Annotated in this window: 15 protein-coding genes; 10 read left to right on the top strand and 5 right to left on the bottom strand. The window is 69.2% G+C overall.

Annotated features, from left to right (window positions below; all coding sequences use genetic code 11):
• Positions 1 to 29: 29 nt before the first annotated feature.
• Positions 30 to 911: a SigB/SigF/SigG family RNA polymerase sigma factor gene (locus IZR01_RS01675; RefSeq protein ID WP_323746168.1), complete on the top strand. Its 882-nt coding sequence runs from the start codon at positions 30 to 32 to the stop codon at positions 909 to 911.
• Between the two features lie 17 nt (positions 912 to 928).
• Here the strand turns inward: IZR01_RS01675 and IZR01_RS01680 are convergent, their stop codons facing one another.
• The 3 genes from IZR01_RS01680 to IZR01_RS01690 form a co-directional block, all read right to left on the bottom strand.
• Entirely contained in the window at positions 929 to 2,749 is a 1,821-nt protein-coding gene (locus IZR01_RS01680) for an APC family permease (RefSeq protein ID WP_194892509.1), read from the bottom strand.
• A 243-nt stretch (positions 2,750 to 2,992) separates the two neighbouring features.
• Positions 2,993 to 3,721 (bottom strand): GAF and ANTAR domain-containing protein, encoded by a 729-nt coding sequence (locus tag IZR01_RS01685; protein ID WP_194892508.1) that lies wholly within the window; start codon positions 3,719 to 3,721, stop codon positions 2,993 to 2,995.
• A 211-nt stretch (positions 3,722 to 3,932) separates the two neighbouring features.
• Positions 3,933 to 4,688: an ANTAR domain-containing protein gene (locus IZR01_RS01690; protein WP_194922608.1), complete on the bottom strand. Its 756-nt coding sequence runs from the start codon at positions 4,686 to 4,688 to the stop codon at positions 3,933 to 3,935.
• Between the two features lie 181 nt (positions 4,689 to 4,869).
• Here IZR01_RS01690 and IZR01_RS01695 point away from each other — a divergent pair, with 181 nt between their 5' ends.
• Both IZR01_RS01695 and IZR01_RS01700 read left to right on the top strand, forming a co-directional pair.
• Positions 4,870 to 6,300, top strand: coding sequence for a serine/threonine-protein kinase (locus tag IZR01_RS01695; protein ID WP_194922609.1), 1,431 nt, complete (start codon positions 4,870 to 4,872; stop codon positions 6,298 to 6,300).
• 62 nt (positions 6,301 to 6,362) lie between these two features.
• The gene (locus IZR01_RS01700; RefSeq protein WP_194892505.1) at positions 6,363 to 6,749 is read left to right on the top strand and encodes a hypothetical protein; all 387 of its coding nucleotides are present in this window, start codon (positions 6,363 to 6,365) and stop codon (positions 6,747 to 6,749) included.
• Positions 6,750 to 6,946: 197 nt separating this feature from the next.
• On the opposite strand, the gene IZR01_RS01705 is transcribed toward IZR01_RS01700, so the two are convergent.
• The gene (locus IZR01_RS01705; RefSeq protein WP_194922610.1) at positions 6,947 to 9,004 is read right to left on the bottom strand and encodes an outer membrane protein assembly factor BamB family protein; all 2,058 of its coding nucleotides are present in this window, start codon (positions 9,002 to 9,004) and stop codon (positions 6,947 to 6,949) included.
• Between the two features lie 14 nt (positions 9,005 to 9,018).
• Positions 9,019 to 11,037 carry an outer membrane protein assembly factor BamB family protein gene (locus IZR01_RS01710; protein ID WP_194922611.1) on the bottom strand — a complete coding sequence of 673 codons (2,019 nt, stop codon included), beginning with the start codon at positions 11,035 to 11,037 and terminating at the stop codon, positions 9,019 to 9,021.
• Positions 11,038 to 11,325: 288 nt separating this feature from the next.
• Between IZR01_RS01710 and IZR01_RS01715 the strand changes: the two genes are divergently transcribed.
• The 7 genes from IZR01_RS01715 (at position 11,326) to IZR01_RS01745 (ending at position 19,999) form a co-directional block, all read left to right on the top strand.
• On the top strand, positions 11,326 to 12,402 hold the full coding sequence (locus IZR01_RS01715) for a substrate-binding domain-containing protein (RefSeq protein WP_194922612.1): 1,077 nt from the start codon (positions 11,326 to 11,328) through the stop codon (positions 12,400 to 12,402).
• A 156-nt stretch (positions 12,403 to 12,558) separates the two neighbouring features.
• A complete protein-coding gene (locus IZR01_RS01720) occupies positions 12,559 to 13,866 on the top strand; it encodes an ABC transporter substrate-binding protein (RefSeq protein ID WP_194922613.1) in 1,308 nt (435 codons plus the stop codon).
• 49 nt (positions 13,867 to 13,915) lie between these two features.
• Positions 13,916 to 14,812 carry a carbohydrate ABC transporter permease gene (locus IZR01_RS01725; RefSeq protein WP_194892500.1) on the top strand — a complete coding sequence of 299 codons (897 nt, stop codon included), beginning with the start codon at positions 13,916 to 13,918 and terminating at the stop codon, positions 14,810 to 14,812.
• Positions 14,809 to 15,759, top strand: a complete 951-nt coding sequence (locus IZR01_RS01730; protein ID WP_323746167.1) for a carbohydrate ABC transporter permease — start codon at positions 14,809 to 14,811, stop codon at positions 15,757 to 15,759. The genes IZR01_RS01725 and IZR01_RS01730 overlap by 4 nt, the downstream gene beginning before the upstream one ends.
• A 59-nt stretch (positions 15,760 to 15,818) precedes the next feature.
• Positions 15,819 to 16,790 (top strand): hydroxyacid dehydrogenase, encoded by a 972-nt coding sequence (locus tag IZR01_RS01735; protein WP_194922643.1) that lies wholly within the window; start codon positions 15,819 to 15,821, stop codon positions 16,788 to 16,790.
• 142 nt (positions 16,791 to 16,932) lie between these two features.
• Complete coding sequence (locus IZR01_RS01740) at positions 16,933 to 18,081, top strand: lactonase family protein (RefSeq protein WP_323746877.1); 1,149 nt, start codon at positions 16,933 to 16,935, stop codon at positions 18,079 to 18,081.
• Positions 18,082 to 18,232: 151 nt separating this feature from the next.
• Positions 18,233 to 19,999, top strand: coding sequence for an oleate hydratase (locus IZR01_RS01745; protein WP_194922645.1), 1,767 nt, complete (start codon positions 18,233 to 18,235; stop codon positions 19,997 to 19,999).
• The last annotated feature ends 79 nt before the right edge of the window (positions 20,000 to 20,078 follow it).

Raw genomic sequence — 20,078 nt, forward strand, 5'->3', positions numbered from 1 at the left:
TTCTCCCGCACCAGCGAGACCGGGCCCGCGTGCCCGCCTTCGAGCCCGCCTCCGCCTCCGAGCCCGCCTTCGAGTTCGCCTCCGCCCCCGAGCCCACCTCCGAGCCGCGGATCGGTCACGGCCGCGATCGCCACGGCCGCGACCGGACCGACCAGCGGGCCGCGGCGCTGCGGTCTTTGGACCGGATGCACCGCCTGGCGCCCGGTGACGCCGAACGGTCCGCGCTGCGGGTGGCCGTGATCACCGAGTACATGCCCTACGCCCGCTACGTCGCCGGCCGCTACGGCGTGCACGGCCAGGCCGCGGAGGACGTTCTCCAGTCCGCTTACGTCGGCCTGGTCAAGGCGGTCGACCACTTCGATCCCGACTTCGGCACCGCGTTCCTCACCTTCGCCACCCCCACGATCCTCGGGGAACTCAAGCGCTACTTCCGGGACACGACGTGGGCGGTCCATGTGCCGCGGCGCATCCAGGAGCTCAGCAGTGAACTGCGAGACGCCACCGAGACCCTCTCGCAGGATCTGAACCGGGCTCCGACCGTCTCCGAACTCGCCGTGCTGCTGGCCGCCGATCCGGGGGAGGTGGCCGACGCGATCGGCGCGACCGGGCTGCACGCCGTGGGGTCGCTGGACGTGCCGGCCGCCACCGAGGACGGGGCCGGCTCGATGCCGGGCGACCTGATGGGTGCCGACGATCGTGGCATCCAGAACGTCATCGATCGCGAGACCCTGCGGCCGCTGTTGGCGACTTTGTCCGCGCGGGAGAAGGAGATCCTGCTCATGCGCTTCTTCCGGAGCATGACGCAGACCGAGATCGGCCAGGAGCTCGGGGTCTCGCAGATGCAGGTCTCCCGTCTGCTCACCGGGATCCTCGGCAGGCTCAGGACACACGCCGACGGCGACGCGCGGTAGTCGTCGGCCGCGATCGTCTACCGGCTGGTGAGGCGGTAGGGGATGGTGCAGATGACGACATCGGTGCTGGCGCGCAGAACCGCTGCCAGCAGCAGACCGCGCTGGTTCTGCAGGATCCGGTAGCGCCATCGGCGCGGCTGGACCTCGACGATGAGGACGGCGACCTGCCGACTGCCCTCCGCCGCCTGCCGGACGTAGGAAACCATCGGGTGGACCAGCGACCGGTGCGGACTCACCAGGGTTTCCAGCCGGACACCGGGATCCCACCGGTCCCAGGCGTCGCGGAACTGCGAGCATTGCCCGGGATCGGGCCAGACGCTGACCGCGACGACATCGTCGGCCAGCGATCGGGCGGCGTACAGGGCGTGCTCGGTCAGCTTGCTGACACTGCCGACCGGGACGATCACCAGGCTTCGGGTCGGCGGGGGCGCGGGTGTGGGGTTTCTGGACAGGTCCAGTTCGCGGCCGACCGCCGTGTAGTAGCTCTCGATCCGGGCGAACAGCAGCATCAGCGCCGGCACGGTGATCACCACGACCCAGGCCCCGGCGGCGAACTTGGTCATGATGAACACGACGGCGGCCAGCCCGGTCAGGGCCGCGCCGGTCCCGTTGAGGGCGGCGCGCAGCCGCCAGCGGGGCGGGCGTTCGCCGAACCAGTGGCGGACCAGCCCGGTCTGGCTGATGGTGAATCCGATGAAGACCCCGATCGCGTACAGCGGGATCAGCCGGTCTGTGGCCGCGTGCACCGCCGTCAGCAGCAGCCCGGCCAGCAGCGCCAGGGCGACCACGCCGTAGCGGTAGACCGGGCGTTCGGCGCGCAGGCCGAACAGGTGCGGCAGGCGGTTGTCCCGGGACAGCAGGCTCATCAGGACCGGCAGTCCGCCGAAGCTGGTGTTCGCGGCCAGGGCCAGGATCAGGGTGACGATGATGTTCGTGGCGTAGTACGCCCAGCCGGTGCCGAACGAACCGGCGGTGAGCTGTGCCAGCACCGTGACGCCGCCGCGCGGTGCGACATGCTGCCGGTGGATCAGGATCGCCAGTCCGAGGAGCATGGCGGCCAGCAGCCCGCCGAGCATCAGCTCCGTGCGCTGGGCGCGTTCGGCGCGCGGCTCGCGGAAGGTCGGCACCCCGTTGGCGATGGCCTCGATCCCGGTCAGCGCCGAGCAGCCGGCGGCGAAGGCCTTCAGGATCAGCAGCACGCTCACCGCCTCGACGGCATGGACGGGCACTGCGGTGCCCACCACCGCCGCCGGATGGGTCCGGAACAGCCCGGCGCCGATGACGGCGAAGATAGCGCCGAGGAACAGCAGCATCGGCACCATGAAGGCCCGGGCGCTCTCGGCGACGCCCCACAGGTTGATGCCCGCGATCAGGACCAGTCCGAGCAGGGTCAGGCCGAGGATGTGGTGCGCCAGCGACGGGAACACCGAGGCCAGGCTCGCCGCGCCGGCCGCCAGGCTGACCGCGACCGTCAGGACGTAGTCGACCACCAGGCTGGCGGCGGCCAGCAGGCTGACCGTGCCGCCCAGGTCCTTCTTGCCCACCGCGTAGGCGCCGCCGCCGTCCGGGTGCACCGCGATGACCTGGCAGTAGGAGACCACCAGCACCGCCAGCAACACGGTGATGGCCACGGTGATCGGCAGCGTCAGGCGCAGCGCGGAGGTGCCCGCCACGGCCAGCACCAGCAGTATGGACTCCGGGCCGTAGGCGACCGAGCTCAACGCGTCCAGCGACAGCGCGGCCAGGCCGCCGAAACTCGTCAGATGATCTTTCTCGCCCTCGCCGTGCCGGTGCGGGACGCGTGGCACGAGCTTCTTCGACGCCGTTCCGTAGCCCATGGCAGATCCAGATCCCTGATGTCGAAGCCCAGTCCAGACCAACGCTATCGATCGGTCGCGGGAATCGATCGCAACGCCACCGGCCGAAACGCGGGTCGGCCGACGGGCTCCTGCTGTCCGGAACGCCGGAGATCAAACCGGAGACCAAATCAGAGACCGAACCAGAGACCAAATCAGAGACCGAACCGTGCGGCGCCGACGTGATCACGGAGCTCGCCGGCTCCATGGTGTTCGTTCCAGCGGTCAGGCGCGCCACAGTTCGGCCGCCGCCGCCGAGCGTTCGGCGACGTCACGGGCCAGATCGGACAGCCGCAGATTGCGGTGGCGGGCGTGTTCGCGCAGCAGCGCGAACGCTTCGTCGACGCTGATCCGGTGGCGCTCGGCCAGCACGCCCTTGGCCTGTTCGATGACGATGCGGCTGTTCAAGGCGCTCTGCAACTGTGCGGCGAGCAGCTCGGCCTGGTGCAGGCTGCGCTGGGCCAGGATGCCGATGGTCGCCACGTCCGCCAGCGCCTGTCCGGCGCGGACGTCGTCCTCGGTCAGCACCCGGCTCTCGGCGCTGAAAAGGTTCAGGGCCCCGATGACGTTCTCCCGCAGGCGGAGCGGCAGGGCGTGCACCGCCACGAAACCCGAATCCCGCGCGGCCTCGGCGAATTGGGGCCAGCGCCCGGCATTGGCCCCCAGATCGGCGTTCACCACGGGAGTGCCCGTGCGGCAGCAGTCGATGCACGGACCGGCGTCGGTCTGTAGTTCGAACAGCTCCACCAGCCGCGCGCTCTCGGTGGAGGCTGCCGCGGCGTGCAGATGCCCGCGCTGGTCGATGAGCATGATGCCGGCGGCGTCCACGTCCAGGAGCCGCACACAGCGCCCGGCCAGAGTGAGCAGGAAGTCGATGACGTCGAAGTCGTCGACCAGGGTGTCGGCCACCTCGACGAACGTCTCGACGAGTTGTCGTTCACGGGTCACGCTCATGCCTCCAAGGTAGACCCGCCAGGCAGGTCGCGGGGGTGGCCGCGCCGTCCTGTCGAGGTCGGGGATGTCTCTGATCCGGGTGTCACTGATCGGGCTGTCACTGAGCCGGGTTTCATGGCGTAGGTCCGGGTGCCGCAGGTCCGGGCGCTGTAGGTCCGGCTGCCATTAGGCCCGGGCGCGCCATTAGGTACGGGCGCCATCGGTCCGGGTGTCACCGATCCGAGGCGTTGAAGCGCAGGCGCCGGGCCACCACGTCGGCGGCGACGTCGGCGAGCGGACGGTCCTCGGCCCAGGCGCGGGCCCGCAGCCGGACCAGCGCCTCGGCCAGGTTCACCTCGAGCTGCACGCTGACCATCCCGGTCGCCTGGTGCACCTCGGCCCGATAGGTCACGGGCTGTGCCCAGCCGGGGCCCGGTTGCCCACCGTCCTCGGGCGTGGACCATTGCCGGTGTAACAGGGCGAGCGTCACCGCGTCGGCCAGGGCGAGCGCGTCGGCGATCTGGGCCGCCGCCAGGGCGCCGGGGGCGCGACGATGCGCGAGCATCGTGCCGACCCCGATCGCGCCGATCCGCAGCGGGAACACGAACAGCGCCCGCGCGCCCAAGCCCATCGCGGCCGGGGTGAACGCAGGCCAGCGGGCCAGGGCGTCGGCCAGATCCGGCGTCAGAACCGGGACCCCGGTCACCGCGGCGTCCCGGCTCGGTCCCTCGCCGAGCGTGAACTGCAGGTCCTCCAGCGCGGTGCCGACCGCCTCACCGCCCCAGGCCGGCACCGTGCCCGCGGGCCCGGTGCCCACCCCGGCACACATGCCGTCGACTCCCACGATCACTGCGACTGTCGAAGAGGCCAGATGCGACAAGCCGTCGGCGCCGTCACCGCTCCCGCCACGGTCCAACTGCGCCAGGACCATGGCCATCCGGTCGCTGACCACCTCGGCACCGCTTTCTTCGGAACACGCCAACGACACCGGACATCACCTACGGTAGTGCCCGCCCAGCGGCCTCGAAGGCCACCGTGCCGAGTCACGATGCGGCCGGATCGCCCGCCCGCGGCCGGGGCGCTCTCTGTGTACACCGACGTTCATGACGGCTATCCTCCTGGCGGGAGTCGGTCCCGGTGCATGGCGGCATTCGTATGGGGGGTTGTCGGTGGCTGAGATCGGGACGTTGGTGGGGGGTCGCTACCGGCTGATCGAATTATTGGGCGTAGGCGGCTTCGGCCGGGTCTGGGAAGCGACCGACGAGCAGCTGGGCCGGGCCGTGGCCGTCAAGGAAGTCATGCTGTCGCTGTTGCCGCCGGCGCAGCACGCGGAGCGGCTCGACCGGGCCCGGCGCGAGGGGCGCAACGCCGCGGCTCTGGCGGATCACGCCAACATCGTCACCGTCTACGACGTCGTCATCGAGGACGGCGCGCCGTGGATCGTCATGCAGTTGGTACGCGGCACCTCGCTGCGGACCGCGTTGCTGTCCGATCACGCGGATCCGGAATCGGCCGGCGCTCCGCTGGAAGTGGACGCCGTGGCGAGGATCGCCGAAGCCATGCTGTCCGCGCTGGGCTTCGCGCACAAGGCCGGGATCGTGCACCGGGACGTCAAACCGGCCAACATCCTGCTCTCCGACGACGGACAGATACTGCTCACCGACTTCGGGATCGCCAAGGCCGAGACGGATACCACCATGACCGTCTCCGGATCGGTCATGGGTTCCATGGCGTACATAGCGCCGGAGCGCGCCGAAGGCGAGAACGACGGTCCGGCTTCCGACCTGTTCTCCCTCGGGGTGACGCTGTTCGAGGCAGTGGAAGGCGTCTCGCCGTTCGCGAAGAAGAACAGCCGGACCGGCACGCTGACCGCGATCCTCACCAAACCGCTGCCGCCGATGACCCGCGCCGGACGGCTCGCCTCGCTCATCACCGCACTGACACTGAAGCCGCCCGAGCAGAGGCCCACCGCCGCCCAGGCCCAGGCGCTGCTGTCCGGCGGCAAGGCCGACGGGTGGACCGCCCCGTCTCCGGACCTCGTAGCCACCGAAGCAGTACCTCAGCACGCGAAGGCGGCCCCGAATAAGAACTCGAAGATGCCGTGGGAATCAGTGACCTTGGGCGCCAGCTCCGGGCTCCCGCGCCCGCCGGTCATCGACACCCCGCAACCGCAGGCGCCGAACAGTCCTGCGCCCTCGACGTCTTCCAGTTCAGGATGGGGCTCCATCATCGGCGGGCTTCTCTTCATCGTCGTCTTGGTCTTGCATCAGCCCATCTGGAACTACGTCCACGACCATTTCACGAGCGCGACGCCCTACGACATCAAGAACATCAAGCAAGGCGAGTGCTTCTATGCGATGCCGCCGGGTGCCGCCAAGAACGGGCCCTGGGCTCCGCTGGCGTGTGGAGCCGCACCGCCTGCCGGTGAAGCGGTCTGGCAGGTGCTCCGCCGCTTCGACGACCCGACGGCCACGTGCACCACGGATACCGTCCCCGGATGGGGCGGCTCTGACGAACGCTGGCAGCCGAGCGACAAATCGTACACACTCTGTGCCGGACTGGTGAACGACCCCACGGCGACCGCGGCACCGTCGTCGTGACGGGTAGGAGCAGGACGCCGGCTCACACAGGGGCCGGCCGGACACGGGCTGGGGGTCGGGCGATGGAGATTGTCACCGCACAGATGTTGGCCGGTGCGTTGTCGAAGGCACTGGACGCGGCTGGCGGCGAAGCCGGGCGGCGAAGCCTGGCGGGTCTGGCGTGGATCGTGGGGAAGTGGAAGACGCGCTCCGGCGGCGAGGCCGGGGAAGCGCTGCCCGCATTGGACGGCCCGCTGAACCCCGAGCAGATACCAGGACTGGCGCAGGCCCTGGCCGCCGCGGCCGCCGCCGATCCGACGCTCGCCGCCGAACTGGCCGACTGGCACCGCGCGGCTGTCGTCACGGTCACGGTCACCGGCGCCGGCGACGTGACCGGCACGGTCTCGGGGACTGTGGACGGTTCTGTCGTGCAGGCTCGTGACATCGCCGGACCTGTCACCTTTAACTAGCGCGCCTCCGGCTAACGCACCTTCAACCAGCGCGCCTTCAGCCAGCGTTCAACGAGCGCCTATCCATTGCGCTGTTCGCAGACGCCGCCGGTGGCTGGATCCCCTGCGGCGCAGCGCCAGGAAGCACTCTGCGTCGTCGCAGTATGTTCCTGTCTGCTATTGCCGCAAGGGATTCGGCCGATCAGCAGGGGCCTTCGCTACGGATGCGGATGGTCGTCGATCCGCACCAGGTTGTGCCCGCGCAGGGTGTAGAGCAGCCCCCGCTCGTCGTTGTTGAGGCTGGGGCCGCTGTACCAGGCGCCGTTGATGCCGGCTGCGACCACTGTGACTGCGAACGTCTTCGGGTCGAAGCGGAACAGCGTTGTGTCGGAGACCGCGTAGACGACGCCGCGGTTGACGAGTAACTGTGAGAAGCCGGGGCAGATGGCGCCCAGGTTCTGGGTGTGGACGATCGCGTGGGTGTTCAGGTCGACGACGAAGAAGCCGCCGCTGAGGCTGAGTCCGTACAGGTGCCGGTCGCGGACTGCCAGCGCCGACAGGCCCAGGGTCTGCTTCGACTCCAGGCGCCACAGTTCTCGGCCGGCCACCGGGTTCCAGGCCAGGATCGTGCCGCGCGGGCCGGTGTGCTGCGCGTTGTCGCCGCCCAGGTACGCGATGCCGTCGTGCGAGGCGACGGCGCGGATCATCTGGTACTGGTCGATCGGGTTGATCCAGGATCTGGCCTTGCCGGTGCACGGGTTGTAGGCGACTAACGATCCGCCGCCGTCGCTGTCGTCCTGGAGCCCGACCAGTATCAGTTCGTTGGTACTGTCCCAGCACATGCCCACCGGTCGGTTCTGTGCCGGTGGGAACTGCGCAACCTGGTGCTGTGGCTTGCCTGAGGCCGGGTCGTACCGCCAGATGCCCTCGGAGTCGTACTGCGACGTGTACAGCACCCCGTCCAGGACCACGGCGTGCTTCGCCTCGCCGGGGAACTGGAGGTCGACGACCGTGCCGTCCTTCAGCGAGTGGCGCGCGATGCTGCCGGTGCCGCCGATGTAGGCGTAACCGCCGCCGGCGGCGACTCCCATGCACAGCTGCGGGTCCGTCGGCGCTCCCGCGCTCCCGAGGTCGGTGACGGTGGCGGCGCCGGTCTGCGGGGCGATCTCGGCGACGAACCCGTACGCGGAGGTGACCTCGACTTTGCCCGCGTAGGCGTCGACGCCCCAGATCTCGCCGAGGTCCAGGCCGTTCAGCCCGATGGTGGTCAGCGTCTTGGCCGTCGTCGAGTAGGCCTGTAGCCCCAGGTCGGTGGAGTAGTAGATGTCGCTGGCGACAGCGGCGAACTTCTTGACGGTGAGGCCGTTGGAGGCCAGGACGGTGTAGGACGAGTAGTCGTCCAGGTCCATCGCCGCGAAGTGCGCCGTGCCCGGCCCGCCCGAGCCCGAGGTGCCGATCGCCAGCAGGTCGCCGATGACGGCGAGGTCGCGCAGGCTCGGGTCGCCCGCCAACTCCCGCGGCACGATCGAAGTGAACTTCTTCGACGCGCGGTCGTAGGCGAACAGTGATGCCTTGCTGGCACCGTTCCCGCCCGCCAACAGGCTGCCGGCGCCGAAGAACACCGTGGTGTCGGTGGCGGCGACGCATTTGGCCAGGGTGGCGCCGGGATCGGGGATTCCGAGGTTGGAGATCGCGCCGGACGCCGGATCGTACTGCCACAACGCCGGTGCGGTGTCCGAGCCGCCGCCGACGGCGTAGAGCGTGTCGTCGGGAGCCGTGGCCACGGCCCGCACGTCACGGTCGCCGATCTCGCCGAGGGCGACGGCCGGTGCGCCGGGGTTCGTCAGGTCCCAGCGGAACAGGTTCGCCGGGTCGGTCGGGGTCTTCGAAAGCGTGCCGGCGTACAGGTAGCGGCCTGTCGGATCCGCGGCCAGCGCCTGGATGGTGTAGCCGGCGCTGAGCTCGGTGTGCGAGACGACCTTGCGGGTGCCCAGGTCGAACCCGATGACGCGCGGCGGGCTGAGGTTGCGGGAGCCGATGTAGAGCACATCGCCCACTCGCAGGCCGCTCATCAGCGAGAACTGGACGACGCCCGGACCGAGGTCGGTGATCGTCGGCGCCCGGCCGGCCGCGGTGGCCGGAGCCGCCGCCGCTGCCAGAGTCGTTGCCGGAGCCGCTGACGCCGACGTGCTCAGCAACGGCCCGGCGGCCGTACCGAGTATCCCCGCGCCGCCCGCTTGTAACAGCCGACGCCTGGAAAGGGCAGAATTAGCCATCGTTTTCTCCTTGATCATCCCTGGTCGTCGATGCGGACGAGGTTCCGATCGCGCATCGTGTAGAGGTAGCCGTTCTCGTCGCTGCCGATGTGCGGGCCGCTGTACCAGGCGCCGTTGATACCGGGGACGACCGCCGTGACGGCGAAGGTCTCGGGATCGATGCGGAAGACCGTGCTGTCCGAGACGCCGTAGACGAATCCGCGGTTGACCACCAGCGCCCCGAAGTCGGTGCAGACGCTGCTCATGTCGACGGTCTGGACGGCCGTGGCGGTCGTCCGGTCGATCACGGTCAGTCCGGCGGCGTGCCGTCCCATCGCGAACAGGTAGCGGCCCTGGACCGCCAGCGCCGCGATACCCGCGCCCATGGTCGGGACCAGACGCCACAACTCCCGTCCCGCGACGGGGTCCCAGGCGACGACGGTGCCGCGGGGCCCGGTCGGATAGATGTTGTCGCCGCCGAGGTAGGCGATCCCGTCGGCCGTGGCGACCGCGCGCACCGTCTGCGAGGTGTCGATCGGGTTGACCCAGCTCGTGATTCCGGCGGTCTTCGGGTTGTACGCGGCCAGCGATCCGCCGCCGGCCGTGTCGTCCTGCGCACCCGCCAGCAGTAGGCCGTTGACGGCGTCCCAGCAGATGTTCAGCGGCCGGTTCTGTCCGTTCGCGAGCGCCGCGACCTGATGCGGCACGCCGCTGTTCGGGTCGTAGGACCAGATGCCCTCGTTGTTGTACTGGCCGGTGTAGAGCACGCCGTTCAGCACCAGCGCGTCCTTCGCCTCGCCCTCGAAACTCAGGTTGACCACCGCGCCGGTCGACAGCTCGTGCCGGGCGATCGTGGAGGTGCCGCCGAGGTAGGCGTAGCCGCCGCCGGCTGCGACTCCCATGGCGAGTTGGGCGCCCGCCGGGGCGCCGGCCGCCACGAGATCGGTGCGCACAACCGATGCCGCGGTCGGGTCGATCTCGGCGACGAAGCCGTCCGCGGACACGGCTTCGAGCTTGCCGTCGCCGGTGACGTCCAACCCCCACAAGGTCCCGAGATCCGCGGTCTCCACCTGAGTGGTCGACTTCGATGTCGTGGAGTAGGCCCACACGTAGGGGTCGTTCACGAAGTAGACCTGATCGCCCTGCTGGCGGAACAGGACCGCGGTCCTGGGGATGACTGTGGCGGACGTGTAGTCGGCGAGGTCGATGAGGGCTGACTTGCCCAGCCCGTTCACCCCGACGGCGAGACTGTCATCGAGCACTGACAGTGAGGTGACGGAGACCCCGGTGGCGAACGCCGGCGGCAGAATCGAGGTCGGCTTCCGGGTAGTGCGGTCGAACGCGAACAGCGAGGCGTTGCTCGCGCTGCCGCCCCCGGCGAGCACACTGCCCGCACCGAAGAACACCGCCGTGTCCGTCGCCGCCACCGCTTGCGCGAGGGTGGCGCCCGGATCGGGCACGCCCCAGCTGGTGATGGCGCCGGTCGCCGGGTCGTACTCCCAGAGCGCGGGAGCGTTCTGCGCGTTGCCGCCGACCGCGAACACCTTGCCGTCCGGCGCGACGGCCAGGGCCCGGACGTCGCGCTCGCCGGTCTGGCCGAGCGCGACCGCCGGGGTGGCGGGCGTGGTGAGATCCCAGCGGTACAGGTTCGGCGTGCTGTCGGCCGCGTTGCGCAGCACACCGGCATAGAGGTAGCGGCCGGTGGCGTCGGCGGCCAGTGCCTGGATGCTGTAGCCGGACCCGAGGTCAGTGCTCGACACGACTGTGCGGGTCGGGACGTGGAACCCGATCAGGCGCGCCGGCGCGAGATTGCGCGAGCCGATGTAGACGGTGTCGCCGACGAGCAGCCCGCTCATCAGTGAGAACTGGACGACACCGGGCCCGAGGTCGGTGATGGTCGGTGGCGTGGAGCCCGGGTGGCCGGGCTCGTGGTGGTGCGTGGGCGGTGCCGCCGACGCTCGGGCACCCAGCAGCGTGGTCGCCGCCGCGGCCAGGCCGAATCCGCCGCCGGCCTGCAACAGCCGACGCCGGTTGATGGGACGAGGATCCAGCATTGTGACTCCTCATGATTGGGTTCGGACCGTGGATTCCCCCGTTCGGAAGCGCGCTGTCCGATCGCTGGTGGGGGAGAGTAACGGAGGACTTTCGCTTACGGCAAGAGGCCTTCGGCGCCTAGAGCCTTCAAAAGCAAGGTCAACAAGGCGATCCATGCGCCTATTCATAGGAGGCACGCGAGTCCTCGACCAGAACTTCAAAGGGCCTGCCAGCAGCGGCCTTTGATTGATATCTTTTCTATCAAGTGAAAGCAGCGGTATCACTCGCTACCGAGAGGGGACGGCAAGGTGCTGGCTGATGAGCGGCGGCGCGCGATCCTGCGCGCCGTGGGCCGTGAGGGTTCGATCACCGTGCAGGAACTGGCGACGGAGATGGGCGTCTCCGCCGTCACCGTGCGCCAGGACGTCAGGGAGCTGGCCGAGCGCGGGCTCCTGACCCGGGTGCACGGCGGCGCGCGGGCGCTGGCCGCCGCCACGGCTCCGGCACCCGGGTCACCGGCCGCACAGGGGCGGTACACCCTCGGGCTGGTGGTGCCGCCCGGCGGCTACTACTACCCGGAGGTGATCCGCGGCGTCCAGAACGCGGCCCGCGCCCGCGACGTCCGGGTCGTACTGGCCGTCTCGGGGGAGTCGCTGGCGGCGAACCAGGAGCAAGTCCGCCAGCTCACGGTCGGTCGTGGCATCGACAGCCTGCTGCTGATGCTGCACCCCGGACTGCAACTCCTGACCGACGTCGAGCAGTGGCTGGACAGCCTCGATGTTCCCGCCGTCCTGGTCGAGCGCCGCGCCGGGCGGGGCGCCGGCCGGCTGGAACAGGTGGCCTCCGACCACGCCTACGGCGCGGCGCTCGCCGTGCGCCACCTCGCCGGGCTGGGGCACGACAACGTGGCCTTGGTCGCCAGAGCCGAGAGCCCCACCTCGGCCCTGATCAGCGCCGGATACACCGATGCCGTCCAGGCCCTGGGGCTGACGGCCGGGCCGGAATACCGCATCAACACCTCCGACGACGCGGCCCCGGCGGAGGCTCGTTTCGAGGACGTGGTCCGGGCCGTGGAAGCCGGCGAGGTCCGGGCGGCGCTCGTGCACAACGACCTGGACGCCATCGCCCTCGTCGGCGTCCTGCGCGCGCGGGGACTGCGGGTGCCGGAGGATCTGGCCCTGGTCACCTACGACGACGAAGTCGCCGAGCTGAGCGACATCCCGCTCACCGCGGTGGCCCCGCCCAAGCAGGCGGTGGGGGCGTGGGCCGTGGACCTCGCCGTCCGCCGGCTGTCCGATCCCGCCGCGCCGCTGGCCGAGGTCCTGCTCCGGCCGGAGCTGCGGGTGCGCGCGTCGTGCGGTGCCGACCTCCGGACTACCGCCTGATCCGCCTGATCCGCCTGATCCGCCTGATCCGGCCGATCCGCCTGATCGGGCCGGTCGGCTCTTTCACTTACTTTCGAATGACATCGAACTGTTGACTTGCTGTCGACTGTAACGAATGATTGCGGTGACACCCCAGCGAACGAACGGTGACACCTCATGTTTCGTAGACGTCTGACAGCTTTGGCCTGCTCCATATCGGCTCTCGGCCTGCTCGTCGCGGGATGCGGGAGCTCGAGCAGCGGGGGATCCCCGGCGGCTCAGAAGCAGACCGGACAGGTCACCTTCTGGTCCTTCGTCAAGGGATCCGACCAGGTCGCCGCGGCCTTCAACCAGACCCACCCGGGCATCAAGGTGACCTTCCAGACGGTGCCCTCGGGCCAGGAGTACTACTCCAAGCTCGAGAACGCCGTGAAGGCGGGGACCGCCCCGGACGTCGCGGTGGTCGAGTTCCCCCAGCTCCCGGAGTTCGCCACCCAGGGCATGCTGGAGAACCTTGATTCGACCCTCGGTCCGGTGGTCCAGAGCGATTTTCCGGACTCGGTGCGACAGCTGGTCGATCTGGGAGGTCACACGTGGGGGGTGCCCCGCGACGTCGCCCCGCTGATGCTGTACTACCGCAACGACTTCTTCGCGGCTCATAAGATCGCCGTCCCGAAGACCTGGGACGAGTACCAGACCATGACCCAGCAGGTGAAGGCCGCCGATCCGATGGCCCGCGGCGGCGTTCTGTTCACCGACAACCCCGGACTCCTGACCGCGCTGGCCTGGCAGGCCGGAGCACAGTGGTTCGGCACGAAGGGCGACGCCTGGCAGGTGTCCCTGGACGACGCCGCCTCGACGAAAGTGGCGGACTACTGGGGTGACCTGGCCCAGCACGACCTCGTCTCCTCTTTGACCACGCTCGATCCGTTCTGGACCAGCGTTCAGCAGAACCGCACCGTCGCCTACGTCTGTGCCAGCTGGTGCGCGGGATCGCAGCAGGCGACCGTCCCGGACCAGACCGGCAAGTGGTCGGTGGCGCCGGTCCCGACCTGGGACGGCAAGCCGGCCTCGGCGATGTACGGCGGTTCGTCCTTCGTCATCCCGAAGGGTGCCAAGGACAGCGCCGCCGCCGCGGAGTTCATCAAGTGGATCACCACCGATCCCGCGGGGATGAAGGCCTGGGTCGCCTCCGGCACCAGCAGCATGTTCCCCGCCGATCCCCAGCTCGTGCCGGTCACCAAGGCGGCGTTCCAGACCGGCTACTTCGGCGGCCAGGACATTTACGCCGTGGGCAGTTCCTCCTATGACGCGGTCGTGCCCGGTTGGACGTGGGGACCGGTCATGGGCACCACGAACACGGCGATCGTCGACCAGATCTCGAACGTCGCCGGCGGCGGCGTGCAGCTCTCCGCGATCTTCGCCGACGCGCAACAGGCCACTGTCAAGGACATCGAACACCGCGGCATGAAGGTCGCCCCCTGAAGACGTGAGCCCTGGTCCATTCATTCCGTCTCAATTGAGGAAGGCCGGTATGGCTAGCCCGTCCGCCCGTGCACAGCGCCGTACCGCCGCGCTGCTCCTGGCACCGTTTTTCGTCCTCTTCGCCGCGGCCACCCTCGCCCCGCTGTTCTACGCGGGGTGGATGAGCCTGTTCACCACCCGCACCTCCGGTCTCGGCTTCGGCGGCACCCGGCAGGTCTTCATCGGCCTGGGCAACTACGTGACCGCGTTGGCGGACCCGGCGTTCCGGAACGGGTTCCTCACGATCGCCGCGTACGTCGCCGTCTACATCCCGGTGATGATCGGCGGCGCACTCGTCCTGGCCCTCCTGCTCGACTCGGCTCTGGTCAAGGCGCGCTCGTTCTTCCAACTCGCCTTGTTCCTGCCGCACGCGGTGCCCGGGCTGATCGCGGCGCTGATCTGGGTGTACCTGTACACCCCCGGGCTGAGCCCGGTGATCAGTTTCCTGAACTCCGGCGGTCTCCACGTCAGTTTCCTGTCCTCAGGCAACGCGGTGTTCTCGGCGGCGAACATCGCGGTCTGGGAGTGGATCGGCTACAACATGGTCATCTTCTACGCCGCCCTCCAGGCGGTCCCGCGCGAGACCCTCGACGCGGGGAGGATCGACGGCGCGGGAGGCATCCGCACCGCCCTGTCGATCAAGGTCCCGATGATCCGTCCCGCTATCGCCCTGGCTCTGCTGTTCACCGTCATCGGTTCGATCCAGCTCTTCACCGAGCCGATGGTCATCTACAGCGCGTCCGGCGCGATCGGCAGCAGCTGGACCCCCAACATGTATGTCCAGACCGCCGCCTTCACCCGCGGCGATTTCGGTCAGGCGGCAGCCGCCTCGCTGCTGATCGCCTTGTTCGCCGCGGCGTTGTCCTATCTCGTCACCCGCTTTTCGCGCAGTAGGAGGCAGCCGTGAGCGAACCCACGACACTCAGCGCCCCGGCATCCGCCCCGGCCCGTGAGCGGAACAGCGCGGGCAAGCTGGACCGGCGCCCGGCACCGACTACGCGGAAACAACCCTCGGCGCTGCTCTCCAAGACCGCCGTGACCGCGATCCTGGCTCTGGCCGCCCTCTACACCCTGCTGCCCATGCTCTGGCTGATCATGTCGTCGACGAAGAGCCGCCAGGACCTGTTCGCCACCAACGGCTTCGCGCCGGGACACGGCTTCGCCCTCTTCAGCAATCTCAGCCACCTGTTCACCACCGACAACGGCATATACCTGCGCTGGATCATCAACACGGTCTTGTACGCCGGCCTCGGCGCCCTGCTGGCCACCGTGTTCAGCGTGGCCGCCGGATACGCGTTCGACAAACTGGCCTTCCCCGCCAAGGAGAAGATCTTCGCCCTGGTGCTGATCGGGGTGATGGTGCCCGCGACGGCGATGGCCATCCCGCTGTATCTGATCGCTGCCAAGGTCGGACTGGTGAATACCTACTGGGGTGTCTTCATCCCCGGCCTGGTGTTCCCCTTCGGGGTCTACCTGGCCCGGGTGTTCAGCGCCGCCTATGTCCCCGACGAGGTCCTGGAGGCCGCGCGGCTGGACGGGGCCGGGGAGTTCAAGGCCTTCCTGCGCATCGCCTTCCCCATGCTCGGGCCGGCCTTCGTGACCATCTTCCTGTTCCAATTCACCCAGATCTGGAACAGCTTCTTCCTGCCTCTGGTGATGCTCTCGGACCAGAAGCTGTACCCGGTCAACCTCGGGCTGTACGACTGGTACTCCTCGGCCCTGTCCCAGGGCCACCCAGAGGACTACCTGCTCGCGGTCGTCGGATCGCTGGTCTCCGTCGCGCCCCTGATCATCTTGTTCCTGATGCTCCAGCGGTACTGGAAGGCCGGCATGACGGCCGGCGCCGTCAAGTAGCACTCGTCATAAGGATCGTCTTGCTTCCGACTCAGCCCCGCCCGCACGCCCTGTTCGCCATGGGCCGCCGGCACCGCGACGCACTGTTCCCACCGGCCGCGATCCAGCGGCTGACCCGCCTCGTCGACATCGATCCGCAACTGCTCGCCGAGGACTTCGACCGTGCGCCGGACCTGGCACCGGTCGAAATCCTGATCACGTCCTGGGGATGCCCGCCGCTCGATGACAGGGTCTTGACCCGCATGCCGGCGCTGAAGGCGGTCGTCCACGCCGCGGGGAGCGTCAAACACCATGTGACGGACGCCTGCTGGGACCGTGGACTGCTGGTCTCCAGCGCGGCCGCCGCCAACGCCGTCCCCGTCGCGGAGTACACAGTCGCCGCCATCCTGTTCGCCAACAAGCGGGTGCTGGAGCTCGGCGCGCTCTACCGCGAGCACCGGGCCGCCCTGGACTGGTCGGCGCACTTCCCGGACTTCGGCAACTATGGCAGGACGGTCGGCCTGGTGGGCGCGTCCCTGGTGGGTCGCAGGGTTCTGGAACTATTGCGTCCCCACGACTTCGACGTCCTGCTCGCCGATCCGCACGTGGACCCGGCGACGGCCCGGTCGATGGGCGCCCGGCTCGTCGGCCTCGACGAACTGCTCACCGCGTCGGACGTCGTCTCGCTCCACGCCCCGGCCCTGCCGGAGACCCACCACATGCTGGACGCCCGCAGACTGTCGCTGCTGCGGGACGGCGCCACGCTCATCAACACCGGCCGGGGCTCGCTGATCGACGGCCAGGCGCTCACCGCCGAGGCTTCGTCGGGCCGCATCTACGCCGTGCTCGACGTCACCGACCCGGAGGTGCTGCCGGCGGCCTCGCCGCTGTACTCGCTGCCGAACGTGCTCTTGACGCCGCACATAGCGGGCTCGCTCGGCGGGGAACTCCAGCGCATCACCCGCAGCGCGCTGGGGGAGATCGAACGCTACTGCGCCGGGCTGGACTTCGCACACCCGGTGACCCGCGCGGCACTGGCTACCTCTGCCTGAGGCGTCTGAGTACTCCTCTTTGTCAATCAGTTGTCTGCTCTGAACGAGCTAAGGGGTCTGATCGCCAGTGGCGCCTTCCCGATCCGGGGCTGGTCCTGGCCTAGCCTTCGCCTGAAACCAATCGGTTCCAGGAGGGATTCACGTGCACACAACCATGCGTATCGGGGCCGCGGCCGCGGCGGTTCTCGCGGCCACAGGTATCTCGGCGGGAACAGCTTCGGCCGCGGAACGCGGCCATTCCGCCTTCGACCGGGGCGCCGACCGGGTCGTGTTCGCCCAGACCGACGCCACTACCGGCAACCAGGTCGTCGTCTACCACCGCGGCGACGATGGCCGCCTCACCCGGCTCGCGGCCTACGACACCGGCGGGCTCGGCGGTGTCCTGGACGGGTCGGCGGTGGACCACCTCGCCTCGCAGGGTTCCCTGACCTACGACCGCGAGCATCAGCTGCTGTACGCCGTCAACGCCGGCAGCAACACGGTCTCGGTCTTCGCCGTCTACGGAGACCTGCTGCGACTGCGCCAGACGCTCCCCTCCGGCGGCACCTTCCCGGTGAGCGTCGCAGTGCACGACGACGCGGTCTACGTACTCAACGCCCTGGACGGCGGCTCGATCCAGGGATACACCGTCGAGGACGGCCGCCTGCGCGAGCGGCGCGCGTGGAACCGTCCGCTCGGGCTGGACCCGAACGCCACGCCGCAGTTCACCAACACCCCCGGGCAGGTCGGATTCGCTGACTGGGGGCGCAAGCTGGTCGTGACGACCAAGGCCAACGGCAACGACGTCGACGTCTTCGCCCTCGGCTACGACGGCGCCCCCGCGCCGGCCCCGGTGGTGACCAACCTTCCGAGCGCGGTGCCGTTCGCTTTCGTCACCGAGCCGGACAGCGCAACGCTGTATCTGACCGAAGCCGGGCCGAACGCCGTGGCCTCGTTCCGCGTTAACGGCGACGGGACGCTCACGCCGCTGCACACCGCCGCCACCGGCCAGGCGGCGACCTGCTGGATCACCGCGGTCGGCGACCTGTTGTACGTCTCCAACGCCGGCAGCGCGACCGTCAGCATCTACCGCGCCGGCGTGGACGGCTCGCTCCAGCCGATCGGCACCGCGGCCACCGACCCGGGCACCGTCGACTCGGCCGCGTCCCGCGACGGCCGGTACCTCTACGTGCAGACCGGCGGCCAGGGCATCCTGGACGGGTACGCGATCAACCGCGACGGCACGCTGCGCCCGATCGGCTCTGAAACGGTGCCGAACGCCGTCGGCGGCGAAGGCATCGTGGCCAGCTGAGCAGAGATTCTCCGCGCGACCGGTCCTGGCAGTCGGCCTGTTTGCCGGCTGCCAGGGCCGGCGAACGTCGACCACTCGGCGTAACTACGCAGGCCAAGGCATGAGAACGCTGCTTAGCGTTGGCACCATGCATCCTGCTCGCAACCATGCCTTGTACTACAGCAACGGGAACTACGAAGCATTCGCGCGGCCGCGCAAACCGGCGGGTGTCGAGGACAAGACGGCGTGGTTCGTGGGCGCGGGCCTGGCCTCGATGGCCGGCGCGGCTTTCCTGATCCGCGACGGACAGATGCCCGGCGACCGGATCACGATCCTGGAGCGCCTGAAACTGCCCGGCGGTGCCCTGGACGGTATCGAGAAGCCGAAGAAGGGCTTTGTGATCCGCGGCGGCCGGGAGATGGAGAACCACTTCGAGTGTCTGTGGGACCTGTACCGGTCGATCCCGTCGATCGAGGTCGACGGGGCCAGCGTTCTGGACGAGTTCTACTGGCTGAACAAGGATGACCCGAACTCCTCCCTGTGCCGCGCCACCTGGAAGCAGGGCGAGGACGCGCACACCGACGGGCAGTTCACCCTGTCGGACGCGGCGCAGAAGGACATCGTGAAGGTGTTCCTGGCGACCCGGGAGCAGATGGAGGGCAAACGGATCGACGAGGTCTTCGGGGAGGACTTCTTCGCCAGCAACTTCTGGCTGTACTGGCGCACCATGTTCGCCTTCGAGACCTGGCACAGTGCGCTGGAGATGAAGCTGTACCTGCACCGATTCATCCACCACATCGGCGGCCTGCCGGACTTCTCGGCGCTGAAGTTCACCAAGTACAACCAGTACGAGTCCCTGGTGCTGCCGCTGTACCGGTGGCTGGTGGATCAGGGCGTGACGTTCATGTTCGACACCGAGGTCACCGACGTCGACTTCCACATCACCGGCGAGCGCAAGCAGGCCACCCGGATCCACTGGGTCAGCGGCGGCACGCCCGGCGGCGTCGGCCTCGGCGAGAACGACCTGCTGCTCATGACCATCGGCTCGCTGACCGAGAACTCCGACGACGGCGACCACCACACCCCGGCCCGGCTGGACACCGGCCCGGCTCCGGCGTGGGACCTGTGGCGCCGCGTCGCCGCCAAGGACCCGGCCTTCGGCCGCCCCGACGTGTTCGGCGCCCACATCCCGCAGACCAAGTGGGAATCGGCGACCGTCACCACCTTGGACCGGCGGATCCCGGCGTACATCGAGAAGATCTGCCGGCGGGACCCGTTCAGCGGGCGGGTCGTCACCGGCGGCATCGTCACCGCCAAGGACTCGGCCTGGCTGCTGTCCTGGACGGTGAACCGCCAGCCGCACTTCAAGCAGCAGCCGCGGGACCAACTGGTGGTGTGGGTGTATTCGCTGTTCGTCGACAAGCCCGGCGACTATGTGAAGAAGCCGATGCAGGAGTGCACCGGCGAGGAGATCACCGCCGAGTGGCTGTATCACCTGGGCGTGCCGGTCCAGGACATCCCGGAGCTGGCTGCCGGGGCCGCGACCTGCGTGCCGGTGATGATGCCGTACGTGACCGCGTTCTTCATGCCGCGCACGGCCGGCGACCGCCCCGACGTGGTCCCGGAGGGCGCGGTGAACTTCGCCTTCATCGGCCAGTTCGCCGAGACCACCCGCGACTGCATCTTCACCACCGAGTACTCCGTGCGCACCGGCATGGAAGCCGTCTACCGGCTGCTCGGCGTCGATCGCGGCGTGCCGGAGGTCTTCGCTTCCACGTACGACATCCGTGCCCTGCTGGCCGCCACCACCCGGCTGCGGGACGGCAAGGAGCTGACCCTGCGTGGCCCGGCCAAGCTCCGCAAATGGCTGGGCCGCAAGCTGGACACCAACGAGGTCGGGGAACTCCTTAAGGACGCGGGACTCGTCGGCGAGGAATGAGTGCGTCCGGGGGCCGACCGACTGCGTAGGCATACCTGGGGCGACCTCGACGTGACCGAGGCGCGAACGCCCGACCCGG

It is taken from the genome of Catenulispora pinisilvae (assembly GCF_015356865.1).
GTDB lineage: Bacteria > Actinomycetota > Actinomycetes > Streptomycetales > Catenulisporaceae > Catenulispora > Catenulispora pinisilvae.

Bases quoted from the DNA above. Each gene is read 5' to 3' on its own strand.
- IZR01_RS01735 (WP_194922643.1), top strand. From the start codon at position 15,819: ATGGGCCGCCGGCACCGCGACGCACTGTTCCCACCGGCCGCGATCCAG.
- IZR01_RS01705 (WP_194922610.1), bottom strand. From the start codon at position 9,004: ATGGCTAATTCTGCCCTTTCCAGGCGTCGGCTGTTACAAGCGGGCGGC.
- IZR01_RS01720 (WP_194922613.1), top strand. From the start codon at position 12,559: ATGTTTCGTAGACGTCTGACAGCTTTGGCCTGCTCCATATCGGCTCTC.
- IZR01_RS01710 (WP_194922611.1), bottom strand. From the start codon at position 11,037: ATGCTGGATCCTCGTCCCATCAACCGGCGTCGGCTGTTGCAGGCCGGC.
- IZR01_RS01685 (WP_194892508.1), bottom strand. From the start codon at position 3,721: ATGAGCGTGACCCGTGAACGACAACTCGTCGAGACGTTCGTCGAGGTG.
- IZR01_RS01725 (WP_194892500.1), top strand. From the start codon at position 13,916: ATGGCTAGCCCGTCCGCCCGTGCACAGCGCCGTACCGCCGCGCTGCTC.
- IZR01_RS01700 (WP_194892505.1), top strand. From the start codon at position 6,363: ATGGAGATTGTCACCGCACAGATGTTGGCCGGTGCGTTGTCGAAGGCA.
- IZR01_RS01680 (WP_194892509.1), bottom strand. From the start codon at position 2,749: ATGGGCTACGGAACGGCGTCGAAGAAGCTCGTGCCACGCGTCCCGCAC.